16 protein-coding genes are annotated in these 20,904 nt (G+C 53.2%); 6 read left to right on the forward strand and 10 right to left on the reverse strand.

Annotation, left to right across the window (positions count from 1 at the left end; translation table 11 throughout):
• Positions 1-260: 260 nt before the first annotated feature.
• Complete coding sequence (locus tag U9M73_RS17150) at positions 261-719, reverse strand: hypothetical protein (protein WP_323078233.1); 459 nt, start codon at positions 717-719, stop codon at positions 261-263.
• A gap of 463 nt (positions 720-1,182) precedes the next feature.
• On the opposite strand from U9M73_RS17150, the gene U9M73_RS17155 reads away from it, so the two are divergent.
• The gene (locus tag U9M73_RS17155) at positions 1,183-3,423 is read left to right on the forward strand and encodes a bifunctional 2',3'-cyclic-nucleotide 2'-phosphodiesterase/3'-nucleotidase (RefSeq protein ID WP_323078235.1); all 2,241 of its coding nucleotides are present in this window, start codon (positions 1,183-1,185) and stop codon (positions 3,421-3,423) included.
• A gap of 92 nt (positions 3,424-3,515) precedes the next feature.
• Here the strand turns inward: U9M73_RS17155 and U9M73_RS17160 are convergent, their stop codons facing one another.
• The 3 genes from U9M73_RS17160 to U9M73_RS17170 form a co-directional block, all read right to left on the reverse strand.
• On the reverse strand, positions 3,516-4,007 hold the full coding sequence (locus U9M73_RS17160; protein WP_009223445.1) for a pyridoxamine 5'-phosphate oxidase family protein: 492 nt from the start codon (positions 4,005-4,007) through the stop codon (positions 3,516-3,518).
• Between the two features lie 342 nt (positions 4,008-4,349).
• Entirely contained in the window at positions 4,350-5,300 is a 951-nt protein-coding gene (locus U9M73_RS17165; protein ID WP_009223444.1) for an SMI1/KNR4 family protein, read from the reverse strand.
• Between the two features lie 97 nt (positions 5,301-5,397).
• Entirely contained in the window at positions 5,398-6,318 is a 921-nt protein-coding gene (locus U9M73_RS17170) for a PadR family transcriptional regulator (RefSeq protein ID WP_323078237.1), read from the reverse strand.
• 417 nt (positions 6,319-6,735) lie between these two features.
• On the opposite strand from U9M73_RS17170, the gene U9M73_RS17175 reads away from it, so the two are divergent.
• Together U9M73_RS17175 and U9M73_RS17180 are read left to right on the forward strand one after the other, a co-directional pair.
• Entirely contained in the window at positions 6,736-7,365 is a 630-nt protein-coding gene (locus U9M73_RS17175) for a TetR/AcrR family transcriptional regulator (RefSeq protein WP_050769687.1), read from the forward strand.
• Positions 7,366-7,552: 187 nt separating this feature from the next.
• On the forward strand, positions 7,553-7,969 hold the full coding sequence (locus U9M73_RS17180; RefSeq protein WP_323078240.1) for a thioredoxin domain-containing protein: 417 nt from the start codon (positions 7,553-7,555) through the stop codon (positions 7,967-7,969).
• On the opposite strand, the gene U9M73_RS17185 is transcribed toward U9M73_RS17180, so the two are convergent.
• Both U9M73_RS17185 and U9M73_RS17190 read right to left on the reverse strand, forming a co-directional pair.
• Positions 7,917-9,863 (reverse strand): heavy metal translocating P-type ATPase, encoded by a 1,947-nt coding sequence (locus U9M73_RS17185; protein WP_323078241.1) that lies wholly within the window; start codon positions 9,861-9,863, stop codon positions 7,917-7,919. The two genes, U9M73_RS17180 and U9M73_RS17185, sit on opposite strands and share 53 nt — an antisense overlap.
• On the reverse strand, positions 9,847-10,086 hold the full coding sequence (locus U9M73_RS17190) for a heavy-metal-associated domain-containing protein (RefSeq protein ID WP_009223439.1): 240 nt from the start codon (positions 10,084-10,086) through the stop codon (positions 9,847-9,849). The genes U9M73_RS17185 and U9M73_RS17190 overlap by 17 nt, the downstream gene beginning before the upstream one ends.
• Positions 10,087-11,081: 995 nt before the next feature.
• Here U9M73_RS17190 and U9M73_RS17195 point away from each other — a divergent pair.
• From U9M73_RS17195 to U9M73_RS17205, 3 genes are all read left to right on the forward strand, one after another.
• Entirely contained in the window at positions 11,082-12,335 is a 1,254-nt protein-coding gene (locus U9M73_RS17195; protein WP_323078243.1) for a saccharopine dehydrogenase family protein, read from the forward strand.
• A 1-nt stretch (position 12,336) separates the two neighbouring features.
• Positions 12,337-13,464, forward strand: coding sequence for a carboxynorspermidine decarboxylase (gene nspC, locus U9M73_RS17200; RefSeq protein WP_009223437.1), 1,128 nt, complete (start codon positions 12,337-12,339; stop codon positions 13,462-13,464).
• A 301-nt stretch (positions 13,465-13,765) separates the two neighbouring features.
• Positions 13,766-17,752 carry a carbohydrate-binding protein gene (locus tag U9M73_RS17205; protein WP_323078245.1) on the forward strand — a complete coding sequence of 1,329 codons (3,987 nt, stop codon included), beginning with the start codon at positions 13,766-13,768 and terminating at the stop codon, positions 17,750-17,752.
• A gap of 107 nt (positions 17,753-17,859) precedes the next feature.
• On the opposite strand, the gene U9M73_RS17210 is transcribed toward U9M73_RS17205, so the two are convergent.
• The 4 genes from U9M73_RS17210 to sfsA form a co-directional block, all read right to left on the reverse strand.
• Positions 17,860-18,531, reverse strand: coding sequence for a GNAT family N-acetyltransferase (locus U9M73_RS17210; RefSeq protein ID WP_009223435.1), 672 nt, complete (start codon positions 18,529-18,531; stop codon positions 17,860-17,862).
• Between the two features lie 16 nt (positions 18,532-18,547).
• Positions 18,548-19,228 carry a GNAT family N-acetyltransferase gene (locus U9M73_RS17215; RefSeq protein WP_009223434.1) on the reverse strand — a complete coding sequence of 227 codons (681 nt, stop codon included), beginning with the start codon at positions 19,226-19,228 and terminating at the stop codon, positions 18,548-18,550.
• A gap of 39 nt (positions 19,229-19,267) precedes the next feature.
• Positions 19,268-20,125 (reverse strand): carbon-nitrogen hydrolase family protein, encoded by an 858-nt coding sequence (locus U9M73_RS17220; RefSeq protein ID WP_009223433.1) that lies wholly within the window; start codon positions 20,123-20,125, stop codon positions 19,268-19,270.
• A gap of 91 nt (positions 20,126-20,216) precedes the next feature.
• Positions 20,217-20,903 carry a DNA/RNA nuclease SfsA gene (gene sfsA / locus U9M73_RS17225; protein ID WP_260070421.1) on the reverse strand — a complete coding sequence of 229 codons (687 nt, stop codon included), beginning with the start codon at positions 20,901-20,903 and terminating at the stop codon, positions 20,217-20,219.
• Between the last annotated feature and the right edge of the window lies 1 nt (position 20,904).

The raw sequence follows: 20,904 nt of genomic DNA on the forward strand, positions 1-20,904 counted from the left end.
TTCTTAGCTGAAAGTCATATAATATGCTTCTGCTTTTGTAAGAACATCACCAACACCTTCCCAAATTATTGAGAGGGTTCTATCTCCTCTAATCCAGGCCCATCCTGAGAGTCCGCCAGAGTTGATACCATAAGTTGTTCTAGCGTCGCTGTGTCCCCAGGAATTCCCTGGATGGAATCCACGTAATACACTATCGGTATCAGTCACTTTTACTATTTTATAATCACCAGACTTGTCATGTCTTTCAAATTGTACAATACCTACAATCCAGGAAAGGTTTGTTCCCCCCCACCTAATCCGTCTCCCCAAATTGTTTGTTCAGAATAATCGGTGTATGTAGCGGTTGGAGAAACGGAATTAAGAATATTCGAATTATTATACATTTTTTCCAAATCAGCGTAATACTGTAGTAATGCTGCATATTCATCAAAACTATTAACAATAATCGCTCCGTTTTCAAACTTCATATCGCTAAGTTTTTTCGATGTTACTCTCTTAAATCCTGTAGCCTCTAGTACTGCTTTCTTTGAGTGAAATTTCCCCTTTACTGATTCAAAGTATTTTGAAGGTACAATATCACGAACAGAAACTGTCTGTAAGCTTGCATTGTTACTTACATCACTCTTTTTAGAAAATTGATCATCGCTAGCATTTGCAGCTCCTAAAGATGTAAACAATAGCACGATAGATAATAAAAATATTGCTCCTTTTTTGAACATAATTCTCATTATATCCCATTTTTGTTAATAATGATTTCGCCTAAATATTACCATTAAACTCATTTTCACGTCAACCGCAATTGTGTTATTTTTACATATAATCTATATACAAGCTAACTTTTACTAAAATTAACTCTTTAATTGCTTGCTCGACAAAAGAAAGGATTGAGAGACATCAGAAACGATTTCAAGTATAGTGGCAGAAGAGAAAATAAATGGAGAAAGTTGTAAAAGATTGAGAGTGAATCATAGCGATCTGTAGAAATTGATGAGTTGGTTGGTTAATTATTACGTTTCTGTTCCTCCATTACAATCTATTAACCTCATGCATGAAATAAAAAACTCCAAATGACATACTCTTCCAAATCATATAAAATAAATAAGACAATTTGAACTATTATCTCAGTACAAAATTATTGCATCACATGTTAGGCAATACTCAAAAATTTAAGGAGGAGTGAACTTGATCAAATCCCGCAGTCCTAAATTTATCCTTGCATCCTTGCTTGCGGCCAGCCTGGCAGCCCTGCCATTCACGGCGTCTGCAGCAGACACGAGCAATGCAGCAACCGTAGAACTCCGCATTATGGAGACGACCGACCTCCATGTGAACATCGTGAACTACGACTATTTTGCGGATAAGCCTACCGATGAGTACGGCTTGGCCAAGACCGCCACGCTGATCAAGCAAGCGCGTGCGGAAGCGAAGAACAGCTTGCTGATCGACAACGGTGACCTGATTCAAGGGAATCCGCTGGGCGACTATGTCGCGACGGTAGACAAGCTGCAAGAGGGCGAGACCCATCCGGTTTACAAAGCGATGAATTTGCTTGGTTATGATGTCGGCAACTTCGGCAACCACGAGTTCAACTACGGTCTGGATTTCCTGAAGACGGCGGTAGCAGGCTCGGATTTTCCTTACGTCAACGCCAACATTTACTTAGATGATCAAGATCAAGACCCTTCGAACGACAAAAACGCCTTCACTCCATACATCATCCTCGACAAAGAGGTGACCGACAGCACCGGAGCGAAGCACACGCTGAAGGTTGGCGTGATCGGCTTCGTGCCTCCGCAAATTTTGTCTTGGGACAAGGCGAATCTTGAAGGGAAAGTTATCACGAAGGATATCGTAGAAACTGCAAAGAAATTCGTTCCTGAGATGAAAAAAGCAGGCGCAGACCTCATCATCGCGGTACCGCACTCCGGCTTCGAGGACATTCCGCAAACCCCGCTGATGGAGAACTCCGTCCTCTACCTGAGCAAGGTGGAAGGCATCGACGCGATCCTGTTCGGTCACGCGCATAAGGTGTTCCCGGACGCTTCCTTCGAAGGCAAAACCGGCGTCGACCTGGCCAAAGGGACGATCAACGGTGTTCCTGCCGTAGAACCGGGATATTGGGGCAACAACTTGGGAATCATCGACCTGACGCTGGAGAAATCCGGTGATACTTGGACGGTGAAGAATTCCAAAGTCGCTGTGAAGCCGATTTACGATACGGAGAATAAGAAGCCGCTGGTAGATGCCGACCCAACGATCTGGGACGCGATTAAAGAGGACCACGAGGCTACCCTGGAATACATCCGCGGCCCGGTGGGCAAGACAACGGCTCCAATTAACAGCTGGTTCGCCCTGATTCAGGACGATCCTTCCATCCAAATCGTGACCAACGCGCAAAAATGGTACGTCGAGAAGCATCTGCAAGGCACGGAATACGAAGGATTGCCCGTACTGTCGGCAGGCGCTCCATTTAAAGCCGGCGGACGTCAAGGCGCGAACTACTATACGGATATTCCTGCCGGGGATATCGCGATTAAGAACGTAGCCGACCTGTACCTGTACTCCAACACAGTAAACGCTGTGCTGGTAACCGGCGCCGAGCTTAAGGAATGGCTCGAATGGTCCGCCGGACAGTTCAACCAAATCGATCCGAACAAAACGGAAGAGCAAGAATTGGTGAACTACGATTTCCCTACGTATAACTATGATGTGATCGACGGCGTAACGTATCAAATCGACGTGACGCAACCGGCGAAATACGATGCGAAAGGCAACTTGGTCAATGAAAAAGCCAGCCGGATCGTGAATCTGTCCTATAACGGCAAGCCGATTGATCCTGAGCAAAAATTCGTTGTCGCCAGCAACAACTATCGCGCGTCGTCCAGCAAATTTGCGAACCCGGACGGCAAGCGCATCATCCTGGCTTCGCCGGATGAGAACCGCCAAGTCATCATCGACTACATCCGTGAGAACGGCACGATCAACCCGACGGCAGACGGCAACTGGTCGCTCGCTCCGTTCGGTAACGCCAACGTGACGTTCGAAACTTCGCCAGCCGCTAAGGAAGCCGCTGCGAAGGCCGGCAACCTGGAGTATGTAACTAATACGGAAGACGGCTATGCCAAGTTCAAGCTGAGCTCGGCAGCGGAGTCGGTGAACCCGACTCCGGAACCAACGCCAACGCCAACGCCAGAACCGACACCGGAACCTGCACCTGCACCAACACCGGCCCCTACGCCGAAGCCTGAACCTGCTCCTGCAACTGAGAAGGACATCGTCCACATCGTGAAGAAGGGTGACACGTTGTACCACATTGCACTGGAGCACGGCACGACGTGGCAAGCACTGGCCAAGTACAACAAACTGAAGAATCCGCACTTGATCCGGATTGGACAGAAGATTTTGATTCCGGTGAAGAAATAAGAACAGCGGTTTAAACCCAAAAGCCAAAGCCGCCTCCTGTAGGTCGTCATCCGACCCGCCGAGAGGCGGCTTTTCTTGATAGGTGCGCACACCTACAATTTCACCGTCTTGTTCAGCTCCGCTTCCGTTTCCTTGCCCGTCAGCTGGGAGAACATGCGCTTGATCACTTTGACGAGATTGCCGGTTTCCCAATATTCCGCCGCTTCGGCCTTCACTTTGATCAGGACTAGATTCGGATCGTCGCTGGTCGTATGCAGGAACTTGGCATAGGCGGCGTTCCAAAACTGCTTAATCTTCTCCCGGTCGTTGACCACCTCCGCCGTCCCGCGTACCGATACGTAGGAATCCCCAACGTACGACACGTTCACATGAGGATGATCCTTCAGCTGGCTGTATTTATCCGTCTCCTCTTTGGTGAGGAACCACAGATCCCCGTCAAATTCGACTTCCTGGGTTTTCATCGGACGCGCCACCAGCCCTTCCTTCGTCACCGTGGTCAGCATCGCGATGTCGATGCCCTTGATCAATTTCCGCACCGTCTCCACCGCTTCTTGGTGCGCCGTCTGGTTATTTGTCACTGTCATGTCTGTTCACTCCGTTTAGGTTATTTTTTCTTACCTGTTGTTAGATTGAACAGAACTTCTAAAAATAACCGCTAATCACGCTCCCGAGCTAACGGACCTCATTGGCGCTATTTATCCATTTCCCGAGAATTTCCCGTTGTAACGGACTCCAAGTACCTTATTGGGCTCTTTTTCTCATCATTCGAGTTCATCTTTGGCTAATAACGCCCCGTGAGTCCGTTAGAGCTGCGAACATCCCCTGCAAGGACATTTAACGTCTCTGGAGTCCGTTAGCTCAGTTGCCCATCCCAAAAAATCCCCCTGACAACACCTCTGTCCGGATTACATACACGAATAACATTTTTACTCTTGCGTTCCGCCCGTCAATCCCCGTACGAACGCCTCGAAGTTCGGCGCGAGAGGAGTGGCCTTCTTGCTGGCCTTCTCAACGTAAACCACCTCCGGCTCGCCAACGTTGGTGGATTCCCGATAATCAAGCATCACGACCCCGGTGTCAGACGGCGTATCGCAGAGGACCACACCGAATTCGGGATATCCTTCCCGCTCGATCGTGGCACGGCTTCCGGCTGCCCCGCACAGGGAGTGCGGTTTTTCCCGTCCGATGCCCATGATTCCTAGAATCTCGATGGTCTCGCCGGTTTGAGTCCGGAAGTATCGGTTCCGAGGGATTCCACCATTATGCACTTTCATCAGGTTCACATAAAAAGCCGGCAACCGGAAAACAAGTGACTCCTCCACAGACTCGACCAGCGCATCTGTAGGTGGCGCCGAGACGTACTTCTCTGCCGCAGGATTGTCATCGTCCCAGAAGCCCTCCGCGTCAAAATCCCCTTCGAAAACGACCGGTTCCGCCGCGATTTGCTCGCCCTCCGAACCCTTAGCTTCCGCCGCTTCAGACGCAGACGACTCCGATGTTGCTTCCTCGTCCCCAGCCTCGCCTGCAGCTGTCTTCTCTTCGATCCAACTCAAGAACTCCAACGTATCCTCGTCTCCCGGCTCCAACCGATCTGCCGTCTCAAACGCGATCCGCGCTTCGTCATACCGATCCAAATAGTAATACGCCAAGCCGATCCGATAATGCCACAACGGGTCATCCTGACCCTCATCAGCAATCTTCAGGAATTGCTCAACCGCCTCTTCGTACCGTTCCAGATTATTCAGCGCACGCCCCAAATGGCTGATCAGCTGATAATCTCTTTCTTCCTCCGGCACGTCCATGACCGCTTGAACGATCTTTTCGTATTCATCCTCTTCATGCCACGTTTGCAGCTGTTCCAATAGCTCTTCTCTCATTGATTGGCCTCCCAAGCGCATTGTCCATAAGAAAATTATACCATTCCCGGGACATGCATCACCAGCGAAGCCCATCGGAGTTGAAATGTTGCCCGTCTTAACTTTCTGCTAACCAATTCTCCGCCTCGGCTTGGCTGGCAAACACCCGAAGAGTATTCCCCCGATGGGACTCTGCGAGCAGGTCCTTCATCCGGCCTTTAATGAGGCTCCCGTCGGCAACCACAAGGGCAGTCCGAAGCGAGAAGTTCACAAATTTCTGCAGAATCTCTCCGGCCAATCCCGTTCTCAAGTTGAAAAAATCCTCGGACAACGCCTCAGCATAAACAATGAGCCGTCCGGCGTTGTGCTCGATGCACGCTTCGATGAGGCGAATCGCGTCCTGCCCGGTGGTGATCGGCGGTTCGGCAGACGTGACGACCACGATGGTTTGGTTATTTTTCTCCACAACTTGATAGTTCACAGGTTTCTCCCCTTTCTTATTCGAACGAATCCCCAAATCCTCGCGAAGTTGGCGGATCCAGTCCAGCTCGCTCCGGTATTGCTCCAGAACCCGTCCATGAATTTGATCCCAGAGATAGGCTTCCCGAGGGGTGCGACGCGGGGAAAACTCACCCCGGCGCAGCTTCTCCTCCTCTGCGGCGAGCAGCAGATAAATTTCGTGCTCATACCCCGTAAGGAGGGCGTTCAGTTCGTCTTCACCCAACGAATCCGCCCAGGCGAGGCGCACGAGGAAGGTATTTTTGAACTCCGGCAGCTCTGGCGGGGACAGTACCCAGGCCTTCAGTTCTTCCCGCCCGGCATCCGTGATCGTGTAGATCTTCTTCGATGGGGCGCTGTCTTGATGCTGGACCTCGTTCGTCACCCAGCCCTCCTCCAGCAGCTCAACTAACGCCTTGTAAATTTGATTGTTATTGCCCGACCAAGGCATAAACGGTGAATCCTGAATGATCTTCTTCAAATCGTAACCGGTCAGAGACCGGGCGCTCAGCATCCCCAAAATCGCGTAATTAATCGACATGTTGCTCACCTCTGTTTTGTTTAACGTATGTTAATAGTAACATATGTTTTCTAAAACGCAATAGTCTAGGGTAAGGCGTAGGGGGAGAAGAAACTGGGAGAGCTAAGAAGACGAAGGGTGCTCCGGTGGCTAGTAGAACTAATTGGTGCGGATGAGCTAAGGGACAGGAGAGCCGCTATTGGAGCAAAATAGGTTGGCTCCTAATACTTAACGGACTCCACAGACCTTATTCAGGTTGGTTTGGCCAAATTCTTGCCTGTACCCGACTCATAAAGGCACTCCGATCCGTTAAAACGGGAAATCGCCGGGAAATTGAGCAATAAGGACATTACGGTCCGTAGCTGAAACGTCGGCTCGATGTCGTAGCCCCGCCATACATTTCTGGATGGGGGACTCCATTTTTGCTATACTAAGACTATGAAAACCACGATAACTACACCTAATCCGGAACCAAAGCTTACGAAAAAAGGGAGAGAAACGCGCAGCCGCATCATCGCTGCCGCTGCTAAACTGATGTTCGAACGCGGGGTCGCGGGGACGAGCGTGGAGGATGTGCAGAAGGAGGCGAAGGTCAGCTCCTCGCAGCTTTATCATTATTTTAAGGAGAAGCGGGATCTGGTGCTGGCCGTCATCCTATACCAGACCGAGCAGGTGTTAGGTGCACAAGAACCCTTGCTCAGCCATCTGGACAGCATGGAAGCCCTGCAGGCCTGGCGTGACGCCGTGATCCAATCGCAGATTGACCGGAAGTTTCAGGGCGGATGCCCCATCGGTTCATTGGCCAGCGAGCTGGCCGATATGGAACCAGCGGCCCGGTCTGCGCTGGCTTCCTGCTTCCTGCAATGGGAGCAGGCGATTAGCCAAGGGCTTCGTGCGATGCGGGATCGCGGTGAAATGCGCGCTGACGCCGATCCGGACCGGCTGGCACTGGCGCTGCTGACGGCGCTGCAAGGCGGACTGCTCATGACGCAGGTTCGCAAAGATATCTGCGCACTAGAGGCCGTGCTCGATGCGATGCTGGAGCATATCCGCTCCCATCTGGTCTAGAAACCACCCAGAAATGAAAATACGATATGAGGTACTCAGAAGGAGGGAAATTCGCCGTTTTCATCCCCCCGCAACCGGCGGAAAGCGCTTGGTTGCGGGGTTTTTGCGTTTTCGGGCCGGGGCTCGCCAACAAAATAAAAAAATGGAGTTGACAATCCAAAAAATCCAAATAAGAGGTGCGTCGATCATGTCTTTCACTCAAAGCTTGGACCAGTTAAAACAAGGAGTCATTGCAAATACACCAGCAGATGCGTATAACGAATTGCAGCGCTTGATCCGTGAGCAGCAACAAGCGGGCAGAGAGTACGGTTTGATGGAAGGTGAGAAGGCAAAGGATTTTACTCTGAAAAACCCGCTGGGGGAAACCGTGAACCTCTTCGACAAGCTGTCCCAAGGTCCGGTTGTGCTGACCTTTCAGAACATCTTCCTGAATCAGTTCAATCTGAATCTGGCGGAATATAACGCCACCAACCTTTGGATTCTGCCGATTCCGTCTACGTTTATGATCGACGAGTCCGGCATCATCCGCTCTGCCTATGTCGAACCGTACTTCATGAAACGCCCCGATCCGGAGGATATCCTGGAGCGGTTGAGACAGTTGTAATCATCGCCTTAGGATCGACGTTGCGACGCATGTTCCGGTTGGTCCTGGTGCCCCTCCCTCGCCATGTCAGACGAAGGGCGTTCAGAATCACCAAAATCACGCTGAACTCATGAATAAACATCCCCGAGGCTAAATAAATATGCCTCGTTAATACCCCCGCCAGCAACAGAACCACGACCGCGATGGCAAACGATACGTTTTGCTTCATATTGCGGACCGTGCGCTTCGCCAGCTGGCGGGCATATACGAGCTTATCCAGCCGGTCAGCCATAATGACCGCATCCGCAGTCTCTATCGCAATGTCCGTCCCCGCACCTCCCATCGCCAGCCCGATGTCCGCGGCGGCTATAGCCGGCGCGTCGTTGATGCCGTCTCCAAGCATCGTCACACGTCTGCCCTGCCGTTGCCATTCCTGGATCAACGCCACCTTATCTGCCGGAAGAAGCCCGGCGTGCACCTGGTCAATCCCAAGCCGGTCCGCAACCTGCTGAGCGGCATGCCGATTGTCGCCGGTCAGCATCACCACTCGCTTCACGCCTTTCCGCTTAAGCCCTTGGATCGCTTCCTGCGCTTCGGCTCGAACCGGGTCTGCGATGGCGATAACGCCAATCAACATTCCATCAGCAGCGGCGAACACAACCGTATACCCTCGCTTCTCTTGACGTTCTGCCTCGCCCCACACATCCTTGCTTATGGCAACGCCTTGCTGCTCCAACCATTCCCGCTTCCCGACCCGAACCGTCCGTCCGCGAACCTCACCACGAATCCCGCATCCTTTGTGCACTTCCACCTGCTTCGGCCGACCCGCCGGCTCTACATTCCGAGCCTTCGCTGCGTTCACAATCGCTTGTCCAAGCGGATGCTCCGATGCCGCTTCCAATGCAGCCGTCAGCTCCAACAGCTCGCGTTCCTGCACGCCGCCATAGGTGTGTACCGAAACCACGGTTGGTCTCCCCTCCGTTAAAGTCCCGGTTTTGTCGAACACAACCACCTCCGCCCGGGCGAGGTTTTCCAGGACTTCCCCGCCTTTGATCAACAAGCCGTTTGCGGCGCCGTTTCCCAATCCGGCAACCATTGACACCGGTACGGAAATCACCAGAGCCCCCGGACAAGCGATCACCAGAAACGTCAGGGCAAGCTCGGGATTCCGAGAGACGATGAACACCAGAACCGCCAACAGCAACATGCCCGGCGTATAATACGAAGCGAATTTGTCCAAAAACTTTTGCGTCTTCGCCTTGGACTCCTGGGCTTCTTCCACCAGCTCGATGATTTTGGCAAAGGTGGTGTCCTCCCCAACCTGCTCGGCGATGACTTCAAGGTAGCCCGTATCCACGGTTGTTCCGCTAAACACGTGGTCGTGGACCTGCTTGGCAACGGGCACCGGTTCGCCGGTAATCGCCGCCTCGTTAACGAGGGCTTGGCCGGAAGCGACCTGGCCGTCGACCGCGATCTTGCTGCCGGACGACAGAAGCACCCGGTCCCCGCGCACCACTTCGGACGCGAGCACCTTGACCTGAACGCCGTCCCGCAGGACGATGGCTTCCGCCGGGGCCATATCGATCAGGGCTTTCAAGGCGGAGCGCGTCTTGCTCAGCGTGATGGCCTCGAGGTATGCCCCGAGCCGGAATAAGAAGGCCACCGCAGCCGCCTCGACGTATTCGCCGAGGATGATCGCACCAATCATCGCGATCGTCACCAATAGCTCGATGCTGAAGACGCGTATGAGAAGCGAACGAACAGCTCTCACTGCGATCGACCAACCGGATATCGCCGAGGCCAGCAGCAGCGCGGCGCTTCGGGCCACCTCCCATCCCAGGAGGTGGAACAACCCGGCCAGGGCCAGCAGAAGCCCCGACGCCAACAATGCCGCCACTTTACGAGGCTTGGCCATCGCCACGCCCTCCTCCCGCCAGCACTGGATACCCAAGCTTGGCCAGCATGCTCTGAAGCAGCTCCTCCTGCACCAGGCTCTCATCGAACCGGGCCTTTACCTGGCTGGAGTGGAACAACACTTTGACTTCCTGTACCCCCGGCTGTTTCGACAGCGCGCTTTCGATTTTCTTGATGCAGCTTGGGCAGGTTAACTCTTCTACTTTCCATTTGACGGTAATCATTGGACATATCCCCTTTCGGTTATCGATAGCTTCATCGTAACTCGGGAACCAGGGGCATTCCTTGATTCGCGTCAATTTGAGGACGACCTAGAGACCAGAAGACCCCGCGCCAGCCGACCAGCCGCGACGGATTGATCCGGGATGCTAGACCTCGCGATCATTGATCGGGATGCCATCACTCGCAACGGATTTTTTCGAGATGCCTCCTATTGCGACGGATGGATTGGGATTCCGCCTCTCAAGTAAGTGTAACGCTTGTGACAAACGCTATTTGCGCCAAAATAGGCTGTTTCCAAATGTAACGCTTGCCTAGCACTCTATTGGGTCCATTTTCCGTGTTCCGCGGCGTATTTTCCGTCCATAAGCACGCTGACAAGCGTTAGAACGCCAGCCCCCCTGTTTTTCGCCAAATAAGCTTCGTGGTAAGCGTTAGCGTAAACAAGTTCCTCCCTTACCAAAAAAATATTTTAAATTAGCTATTGCCCTCCGAATCAGTTCCTGCTAATATTAAGGAGCATGATTTTTGGAAAGGTTGTATTCAATATATCGCGAGTCTTTCCAAGCAGATAATTTTTTGACCACTTCTCTCTGGGAAGTTAAGGCCATACGGACAGCCGGGTCAAATGCCGATTGGCAACTTAGTTGCCTTATTGATTGAGTTAAAAGCTCAAATTTTATAAGTTGGTTACTTTACAACCAGTGCATAATGCACATCAACTTGTGAAACGGTCAATAAGAGTGGTAAAGGCGAATTATTTGCTAAATAGACTCTGATCAAACATGATATATTGAATATTAAGAATTCCAGTGCGTGCGTTCGTACGAAGCCATTTCGTGCGGCGATGAAGACGGGCGTTCGTCCGTTGTGATGGAGCATTTCTTAATATTGACTATATCAGAAGCAAGTGATGCGCGGGTTATGCGTTCAATCACTTGCTTTTTTTACGTTTCACACCACTATTGTCAAATTATTAAAGAAGGTAGGAGATGGACAAATGGGAAAAGCACTAATCATCGGCTGCGGCGGCGTGGCTTCCGTGGCAATCCACAAATGCGTACAAAACAGCGAGGTATTTGAAGAAATCTGCATCGCCAGCCGCACCAAGTCGAAATGCGACGCCCTGAAAGCGAAGCTGGACGGCGGCAAAACGAAAATCACGACAGCTCAAGTGGACGCTAACAACGTCGAAGAGCTGATCGCGCTGATCAACGAAGTTAAACCGGACATCGTGATGAACCTGGCTCTGCCGTATCAAGATTTGACGATCATGGAAGCCTGCTTGGCGACCAAGACGCACTATCTGGATACCGCCAACTATGAGCCGGAAGATACCGCGAAATTTGAATACAAATGGCAATGGGAATACCGCGAACGCTTTGAGAAAGCCGGCATCACCGCACTGCTGGGCAGCGGCTTTGACCCTGGCGTAACCGGTGTATTTTCCGCTTATGCGCTGAAACATCATTTTGACGAAATCGAGTACATCGACATCCTCGACTGCAACGCCGGCGACCACGGCTATCCGTTTGCGACCAACTTCAACCCGGAGATCAACATCCGTGAAGTGTCCGCGAAGGGCAGCTACTGGGAGAACGGCCAATGGGTCGAAACCGAGCCGATGGAAATCAAACGCGTCTACAACTTCCCGGAAATTGGGGAGAAAGATATGTACCTGCTGCACCATGAGGAAATCGAGTCCCTGGCCCTCAACATTCCGGGCATCAAACGGATCCGCTTCTTCATGACGTTTGGTCAAAGCTACCTGACCCACCTGAAATGCCTCGAAAACGTCGGCATGACTTCCATCGAGCCGATCGAATTCGAAGGCAAGCAAATCGTGCCGCTGCAGTTCCTGAAAGCCGTCCTGCCGGATCCATCTTCGCTGGGACCGCGCACGAAGGGCAAAACGAACATCGGCTGCATTTTCAAAGGGAAAAAAGACGGCAAAGATAAAATGTACTACCTGTACAATGTCTGCGACCACGAAGAATGCTACAAAGAAGTTGGCTCCCAAGCCGTAGCTTACACGACGGGCGTTCCGGCCATGATCGGCGCAATGATGATCATCAACGGCACTTGGAACAAACCGGGCGTTTACAACATCGAAGAGTTCGATCCAGATCCATTCATGGATGCGCTGAACAAGTGGGGCCTGCCTTGGAAAGAAAGCTTCAATCCGGTACCGGTTGATGCCTATCCGGATGAGGAAGTCGCCGAAGAGCGCAAAGAAACGGAGTACATTAGATAATATGCGCTTCGAGGAACTGCCAACACCTTGTTACGTGGTCGATGAGAAACTTTTGGAGCAAAACCTGAAGATCCTGGCCGGGATTATGGAGCGGACGGGTGCGAAGATTATTTTGGCGCAAAAAGCATTTTCGATGTACACGACCTACCCGCTGATCGGTAAATATTTAAGCGGCACGGCGGCCAGCGGCTTGTATGAAGCTCGGCTCGGCCGCGAGGCGATGGGCAAGGAGAATCACGTCTTTGCCCCAGCCTACCGGGAGGATCAGATCGACGAAATCATCGAGCTTTGCGATCATGTGATCTTCAACTCGTTCTCCCAAGTGGAGAAATATCGCGATCGGGTGCTGGCGGCTGGCAAAAAAGTCGGCTTGCGCATCAACCCGGAATGCTCCACCCAAGTAGGCCACGACATCTATAACCCTTGCGCGTATGGCTCGCGGTTTGGCGTGACGATCGAGCATTTCCGCCCTGAGCTGCTGGATGGCATTTCTGGCTTTCATTTTCATACCTTGTGCCAGCAGAACTCAGACGATTTGGTCACGACGCTGGATGCGGTGGAAGAGAAGTTTGGTCCATGGCTGTCGCAAATGGAATGGATCAATTTCGGCGGCGGCCATCATATCACGCGCGAGGACTACGATATTCCGCTGCTGGAAGCGTGCATTCGGCGGATGCAGGACAAATACGGCTTAGAAGTGTATCTGGAACCGGGCGAAGCGGTGGCGCTGAACGCCGGTTACCTGATCACAACAGTGCTGGATACGATGAAAAACGGCCTGGATATCGCCATCGTTGATGCCTCGGCCTCCTGCCATATGCCAGACGTGCTCGAGATGCCGTACCGTCCGCCGCTGTTTGGATCGGGCGAACCTGGCGAGAAGCCATACACGTACCGGCTGGGCGGACCAACCTGCCTGTCCGGGGACAATATCGGCGACTACTCGTTTGATGAGCCGCTGAAGCCCGGCGACCGTCTGGTGTTCGGCGACATGGCCATCTATTCGATGGTGAAGAACACCACCTTCAACGGCATGCCGTTGCCGGCACTCGTGTTGCAGCACAAGGACGGCGACTGCGAAATTTTGCATGAGTTTGGTTATGAAGATTTCAAAATGCGGTTGGCGTAAGGCGCCTCGATCGCTTAATCGGGGACTGCCCGGTCAGTGGACTGACGGGTGGTCTCTTTTTTTGTCCAAAACCATAATCCTGCACACCATTTCCATAGAAATACACCTTTATTTGGAAACGAATCCTCCTTACGATGGAAGTGCAGTACTTATACCGATCCTTGGGAAGAGGGGGAATGCGCCTTTTTGTGATATCGCTTACATTGGTATATTGAACAGAATTCGTAAGCCGTGCCGCGGGGCTCACCACGACAACTCTGCCAGATGTAAGAAAGGGAGAAATCTTGAATCTGAAAGGAGAATGAATGACGTGAAAAGCCAAAGACGCATCATCACATGGATATGTATCGTCGCTATGTTCGCCACAACTTTCTTCACTTCAGCGGGGTGGACCGCACCTGTTCAGGCGGCAGGAGGGGCGAACCTGGCTGCGGGCAAACCCGCGACAGAATCCGGGCACGCCGATGTGTATCCCGCCTCCAACGTCACAGATGGCGATGCCAATACGTATTGGGAAAGCACGAATCAAGCTTTTCCCGGGTGGGTGCAAATCGATCTCGGCAGCACGGTTCAAATTGATCAGATCGTCTTGAAGCTGCCTTCCAGTTGGGAAAGCCGGACACAAACTTTATCCGTGCAAGGCAGCACCAACGGGTCGAGCTTCACCGATCTGAAGGCTTCCGCCAGCTATACCTTTGACCCGGCTTCGGCCAATACGGTGACGATCAACTTTACAGCAGCCAGCGTTCGGTACGTGCGGATTCACATTACGGCCAATACCGTCTGGCCGGCGGGTCAACTCTCCGAAGTGGAGGTGTACGGCGCTGCACCAGCCGCGCCTTCCGTGATTCCGGGCAAGATTGAGGCGGAAAATTACTCCGCGATGAACGGCATTCAGACCGAACCTACCACGGATACGGGCGGCGGCCTGAACGTCGGCTGGATTCATGTCGGAGATTGGCTGGACTATAACGTCAACGTCGTTAGTGCGGGCACCTATACCGTCGAGTACCGGGTTGCGAGCAATGCAAGTACAGGCGAAATCCAGCTGAAGTCCGGTGGAACGACGCTGGCTACAACGACGGTGCCCAACACCGGAGGGTGGCAAAATTGGCAGACCGTGACGGCCACCGTGACGTTAAATGCCGGAACGCAAACTCTTCGCGTCTATGCCAGCGGTTATGATTTTAATATGAACTGGATCCAATTTACCCAGGGAAGCTCCGCAGATACGCAGCCGCCGACGGCTCCGACCAACCTGGCCTTCACTCAACCGACCTCCGGCTCGATCAAGCTGACTTGGAACGCCGCAACGGATAACGTAGGCGTAACCGGGTACGACATCTACGCCAACGGTCAGCTTCGCGACAGCGTCAACGGATCGACGCTGACTTATACAGACTCGCAGCCGGCGAATGTTACCGTCTCTTACTATGTCGTCGCCAAGGATGCGGCCGGTAACGTTTCGCCGCCAAGCAATACCGTGACGCGGAACGGCTCCGGAGGAGAAGCCGGAACCAATCTCGCCATCGGCAAGACGATTACCGCGTCCTCCTCAACGTATATTTTTGTTGCCGCCAATGCCAACGATAACGACGTCTCGACCTATTGGGAAGGCAACGGCCATCCGAGTACGCTCACTGTAGATCTGGGTGCCAATGCCAACATTACGTCGATTGTCCTGAAGCTGAACCCTTCCAGCGAATGGGCAACACGTACCCAAACCATCCAAGTGCTGGGCCATGATCAAAATTCCACAACCTTTACGAACCTGGTTTCAGCCGCTTCCTATACGTTTAATCCTACTACACAGAACACGGTCACCATCCCCGTCAGCGCCACGGTAAGCCAAGTACAGCTGCGGTTTACGGCCAATTCCGGGGCCCCCGGCGGGCAAGTGGCGGAGTTCCAGATCTTTGGAACACCTGCACCCAATCCGGATCTGACCGTAACCAATCTCTCCTGGTCGCCGGCCTCTCCGGATGAGACCCAAGCCGTTACACTCAACGCGGTGGTCCGTAATGCGGGGACCGTGGCATCCGGCGCTACGAATGTGAACTTCTACTTAGGAAGCACCCTTGTTGGTACGGCTCCCGTTAGTGCGCTTGCCCCTGGTGCAACGGCGAACGTCTCCACCACAATTGATGCAAAAGACGCTGGTTCTTACGCCGTGATCGCCAAGGTGGATGAGGACAACGCGGTTTTTGAAACCGATGAAGCGAACAACACCTACACGCATCCCACGCCGCTCACGATCAACCAGGTACAAAGCTCCGACCTGATCGCAACCGCGGCTTGGACGCCTTCGAATCCGAGCGCAGGCAATACCGTCACCTTTACCGTGAACCTGAAAAACCAAGGCACGATCGCTTCCGCCGGCGGAGCGCACCCGATCACCTTAGAACTGAAGAACAGCTCGGGGACAACCGTACGAACGCTAAACGGTTCCTATAGCGGGACGCTTGCTCCGGGAGCATCCGTCAGTGTGACGATGGGAACGTGGACTGCAGTGGACGGCAGCTACACGGTAACGACAACGGTAGCTGACGATGCCAACGAGGTCGCAGTGAAGCGGAACAACAACAGCAGCACTGTCAGCTTATATTCCGGTCGAGGGGCTAACATGCCATTTACCGTGCTGGAGGCCGAAGCTCCTTCGAACAGCACCAATGGAACGCGGCTGGCGCCGAACTTTACGCCGGGTGATTTTGCCGGTGAAGCCTCCGGACGTTCGGCCGTTTATCTGGATGCCACAGGCGAGTACGTGGAGTTTACGCTGACTCAGCCCGCCAATGCGTTTGTGCTCCGGAATGCCGTAGCTGAGAATACCAACGGTACGATCAGTATCTATGTGAACGGCGTGGATAAAGGCAATTTTACCGTGACTTCCAAATTCTCTTACGTGTACGCCACACCTTCCACGCTTGGAGAACTAGGGTACAATAACTCCGGCTCTAAGGCTTACTGGCTGTACGAAGACTCCCAGCTCTTGCTCGACCAAGTCTATCCGGCTGGCACGAAAATCCGAATCCAGAAGGATGCTGGGGACGTTCCCTGGATTTACGTAGATATGATCGAGACGGAGAACGTAGCGCCGCCAGCCTCAAATCCGGATCCTAGCAAATATGTTGAAGTTTCGACGACGAAATCGATTGAACAAGCGCTGAACGAGTTCCGCCAGGATCCGTTCAAGAAAGGGATTTTCATTCCGGCTGGGGAGTGGACGATTTCGTCGAAGATTTTCCTGTACGGCCGGGCAACGGAAATCATTGGAGCCGGTCCTTGGCATACCAAGCTGGTTGCACCGCAAAATCAAACGAACACCGACGTTGGGTTTAACATCAGCTCCACCGCAAACGGATCCACCATCAAGGACTTGTCCGCCTGGGGGAACTACGTCTACCGTCAGGACGGTCCAGGCAAGTTCATAGACGGGAACGGCATGCAGAACGTCACCATTGAGAACATTTGGGCCGAGCATTTCGTTTGCCTGTATTGGGGCGTGAACTCTTCCTACAATACCTTCAAGAATAACCGGATTAAAAATATGTTTGCCGACGGCATCAACATGACCAACGGCTCTTCCTACAACGTGATCGACAACAACTATGCCCGCGGTACGGGCGACGACGCATTTGCCTTGTTTAGCGCAATTGACGCCGGCGGCTCGTACAATGTGGGGAACAAGTACACGAACCTCACCGCCGTCAACGTACGCCGGGCTGCCGCCTTCGCCGTCTACGGCGGCCAGAACAACCTGTTCCAGAACCTGTATGGCGCGGATACGCTCACTTACCCCGGCGTCACCATCAGCAGCTTAAGCTTCGGCTATAATACGCTGGGCTTCGGAGACCAAGATACCGTCATCGACGGCGTCACGCTGGACCGTACCGGCGGTGATTTCTGGACCAGCGTCGGAGCGGACGACAAGATTAACGATTATCAGAACTTCGGGGCGATCTGGTTCTTCGGCGGAGACCGGGACTTCAAGAATATCCTGGTGAAAAACGTGGACATCAATAATCCGGTGTACTTCGGCTTGATGTTCCAATCCAAATCGCCGGAGAATCTGCCGATGCAGAACGTACGGCTAGAAAACATCACGATCAACAACCCAACCCGCTACGGGATTAAGCTGGTCGTGAGAGCGGAACAAGGCCAAGGACCTGTTGTTGGCGAAGCCCGCTTCACCAATGTTAGGGTCAACAATCCGGGAATTACGGCCATCTATGGCGAGAACCAGACGCCGAATTTCAATGTGATTCGGGTTTCGGGCAATAACTGGTGATCCCAAAAAAGCACACAAAGGCGGTACCTGTCCAATGACGGGTGCCGCCTCTGTGCTGAAGGAACGGGATAATTATGAAAAAGTCGATCAGGAGAGAGATTCCTGACTTAAATCGGCAGCAGCTTCATGCGATCCTGCGCTTTCAGGCCTTCCACCATGTCGTACCACGCTTGCGGCTTGTTCGGCAGCACCGTGTAATACCGCTCCAGGAATTGCACGATCAGCGCCGTTTCCAGGCTGTCATCGTTGCCGTCCATCGGCAGGAAGCAAAGATCCAGCCCGCTGACCGCTTCTCCGTCATTGTTCCAGGACGGATGCACGTACGGAAAGTCCAGGCGCATGTACCCGAGGTGGGACAACACTTCGCGGCGTACGTATGGATCCATCGGCTTCACGCCGCCGAATTCGTGATGCTCCACCCGGTAAGGATTGTAGATTTCCGCGAACATCCCGCGCAGCTTCTTCCCGTTCGCCTCCGCCAAAGCGTGCAAATCGCGCAGCCGGCGATCCGCCAGGAACCGACCAATGCCAAGCCCGGCTTGGCCGATAATCGTGAAGTCGGTCATCGCCACGTTGAAGTCCTCATAATAACGGTACTCCGTCGCCCCAACAACCTGACCTTCGTGCACCGCGACGAAGACGCGAATGCCGGGGTCTTCCAGCGGCTCTTTCCATAGATCAAATTCCAGCACTTCCTCCGGCGGAAATACGTTTTGCATCAGCTGATGCATCGATTTGAACAAAGGATCCTGAATATTCGTGATTCGGATATATTCCATAACCTTATAACGCCTCCTATTCAAAATTGCGCTGGAGAAACGGATTTCTCCATTCCATCAATGCGGCGTAATTCCGCGATTCCTCATCTTCCAGATAATCACGCACGACCGTGACCGGCGTACGGCCGCAGCGCAGCAGGAAGGTGATCACCGGATCCTTCAGCTCACCTCTCACAACGGCGTTCAGATATTGCTCTGCCGTCATTTCCGCCGCGTACTTATGGTAGCCCGGCATTCTGCCGCCGCCCAGCAAACGCTGGAGGCCTTGGTGCACCACCAGCTCATACATGGACAACATCAGCCATTTGCCTAGGCCCCATTGCCGGTAGGACGGCCGGACGCTGATATCCACGACGTACAGCGTGTTCCCATCGGGGCGGTGGTTGCGGATGTACCCGTTATCGGTGATGTCCGCCCAAGAATGCTCCGGCTTGCCGGGGTCGAAATCGACCTTAAGCCCGGTCATGGAGCCTGCCAGCTCCCCGTTGACTTCGACGCATAACGCGCCTTCCGGGAACAACCGCACATGGTTGCTTAGCTGTTCCTCGTTCCACCATAATTCCGAAGGAAAAGGAGGCGGGAAGCTCTCCTGCTGAATGCGGATCAACCCCGGAAAATCCTTCTCTTCGTAGTTCCGAATCACGGCCGGCACCGGCCGACCCTGATCATTAAACACGTACCATTCTTTACGATACATCGCGTCTCTCCTCCATGGGCAGCCTGCGTTCTGCTTGGTTTAGTTCCAGTCGGTGTACAGATCGGTCCGACGATCTCGCCAGGTGGTGACGGAGCCTTTCTCCCGAACCTGATAGAGCAGCTCCAAATCCAGATCGGCGGTAACGATCATATCGTCATTGATCTCGCCTTCCACCAAAATGCCGCGCGGCGGAAACGGTACGTCGTTTGGCGTGATGACCGCCGCCTGCCCGAAGTTGCCCCGCATGAAGTCCACCGTCGGCAGCGATCCGACCGTCCCCGTGGTGACGATGTACACCTGGTTCTCGACCGCTCTCGCATGGCAGCAGTAACGAACTCGATGGAAGCCATGGCGGTCGTCCGTGCAGGATGGACAGAAAATGACGTCCGCGCCTTTCGCTTTGGCCATCCGGACGATCTCCGGAAACTCGATGTCATAACAAGTCAACATGGCGATTTTGCCCTTGTCGGTTTCAAACACTTCCAGGCCGTCGCCCGGCGTCATGTTCCATTCCGTCACTTCGGTAGGCGTAATGTGCAGCTTGGCTTGCTCCGCGATTCGCCCATCGGGATAAAACAGATGCGCCACGTTGTACAACCGGTCGCCTTTGCGCAGCACATGCGTGCCGCCGATGATATGCATTCCGGTCTGCCGAGCCAATCCGCTAAACAGAGTGCGGTATTGCTCTGTAAAATCCGGCAGCTCCTGGATGGTCAACGCTCTGCCGTCCGGCGAGCCGATCGACATCAGCTGCGTGGTAAAAAACTCGGGGAACAGCACGAAATCCGAGCTGAACTCCTCCGCGGTTTTGATATAGTGTTCGGCCTGACGGGCGAACTCGTCAAAGCTGCCAATCGTATGCAGATGATATTGGACAGCGGATACTCTTAATTTCATGGGGCTCCCCTTCCTTTTCTTGTTCCGTCTTCGTAAATTTCATCATAAAGTCAGCAAGAATGCAATTCCGTCGCCCTGCCGTGAACCCATCTCATAGATGAACCGGGAGACCGCCTCCCAACACGATCTCTTGTTCCGTCACGACGGATTCATAAGCCAAAATCCGCACCCCTTGCCGGGAGGCCTCTTCCAAGGCGTCCGCAAAGGCCGGATCCATGTCCCGGTAAGGCGTAAATTCGCGGCATCCCTGCATTTGCACCACAAAAAGCACCGTCCCGGTGTATCCTTCCTGAACGGCCTTAGCCAACTCCAACACATGTTTGGTTCCCCGCGCCGTTGGGGCATCTGGGAACATAGCGATACATTCCTGCTGGAGCGTGACGCCTTTGACCTCGATGAACCCTCGTTCCTCGTCTTTTTCGTAGTAGAGATCAAACCGGGAATCGCCGTAGGTGACTTCCCGCTTCACGCAACTGACCAGCCCGATCTCCGCGATCCGCCCTGCCTTCAGTGCCTCGAACGCTACCGGATTTGGCGCTTGCGAATCGACGTTCACCCAGCCTCCGTCCTTGGCAGCCGCAATCAAGGAATATTTCGTCTTCCGCTCGGGCCGATCAGAAACCTCCAGCAGAACCTCTGTATCCGTTAGCAGGAGCTCCTTCAGCCGACCGGTATTTTTCACATGCACCTGTTCCAAGGCACCGTCCACCACAACCTCGGCGATAAACCGGTTCACCCGCCGCTGGAGCTGTCCGTGTACGATGTTCCCATACTTCATC

The organism is Paenibacillus phoenicis (genome assembly GCF_034718895.1).
Lineage (GTDB): Bacteria > Bacillota > Bacilli > Paenibacillales > Paenibacillaceae > Fontibacillus > Fontibacillus phoenicis.

What these genes read in the sequence shown, in the direction of transcription:
- U9M73_RS17170 (WP_323078237.1), bottom strand. Translation starts at nt 6,318, where the DNA reads ATGTCGATTAATTACGCGATTTTGGGGATGCTGAGCGCCCGGTCTCTG.
- sfsA (WP_260070421.1), bottom strand. Translation starts at nt 20,903, where the DNA reads ATGAAGTATGGGAACATCGTACACGGACAGCTCCAGCGGCGGGTGAAC.
- U9M73_RS17220 (WP_009223433.1), bottom strand. Translation starts at nt 20,125, where the DNA reads ATGAAATTAAGAGTATCCGCTGTCCAATATCATCTGCATACGATTGGC.
- U9M73_RS17195 (WP_323078243.1), top strand. Translation starts at nt 11,082, where the DNA reads ATGGGAAAAGCACTAATCATCGGCTGCGGCGGCGTGGCTTCCGTGGCA.
- U9M73_RS17160 (WP_009223445.1), bottom strand. Translation starts at nt 4,007, where the DNA reads ATGACAGTGACAAATAACCAGACGGCGCACCAAGAAGCGGTGGAGACG.
- U9M73_RS17165 (WP_009223444.1), bottom strand. Translation starts at nt 5,300, where the DNA reads ATGAGAGAAGAGCTATTGGAACAGCTGCAAACGTGGCATGAAGAGGAT.
- U9M73_RS17210 (WP_009223435.1), bottom strand. Translation starts at nt 18,531, where the DNA reads ATGGAATATATCCGAATCACGAATATTCAGGATCCTTTGTTCAAATCG.
- U9M73_RS17150 (WP_323078233.1), bottom strand. Translation starts at nt 719, where the DNA reads ATGTTCAAAAAAGGAGCAATATTTTTATTATCTATCGTGCTATTGTTT.
- U9M73_RS17190 (WP_009223439.1), bottom strand. Translation starts at nt 10,086, where the DNA reads ATGATTACCGTCAAATGGAAAGTAGAAGAGTTAACCTGCCCAAGCTGC.
- U9M73_RS17180 (WP_323078240.1), top strand. Translation starts at nt 7,553, where the DNA reads ATGTCTTTCACTCAAAGCTTGGACCAGTTAAAACAAGGAGTCATTGCA.
- U9M73_RS17205 (WP_323078245.1), top strand. Translation starts at nt 13,766, where the DNA reads ATGAATGACGTGAAAAGCCAAAGACGCATCATCACATGGATATGTATC.
- nspC (WP_009223437.1), top strand. Translation starts at nt 12,337, where the DNA reads ATGCGCTTCGAGGAACTGCCAACACCTTGTTACGTGGTCGATGAGAAA.
- U9M73_RS17185 (WP_323078241.1), bottom strand. Translation starts at nt 9,863, where the DNA reads ATGGCCAAGCCTCGTAAAGTGGCGGCATTGTTGGCGTCGGGGCTTCTG.
- U9M73_RS17215 (WP_009223434.1), bottom strand. Translation starts at nt 19,228, where the DNA reads ATGTATCGTAAAGAATGGTACGTGTTTAATGATCAGGGTCGGCCGGTG.
- U9M73_RS17175 (WP_050769687.1), top strand. Translation starts at nt 6,736, where the DNA reads ATGAAAACCACGATAACTACACCTAATCCGGAACCAAAGCTTACGAAA.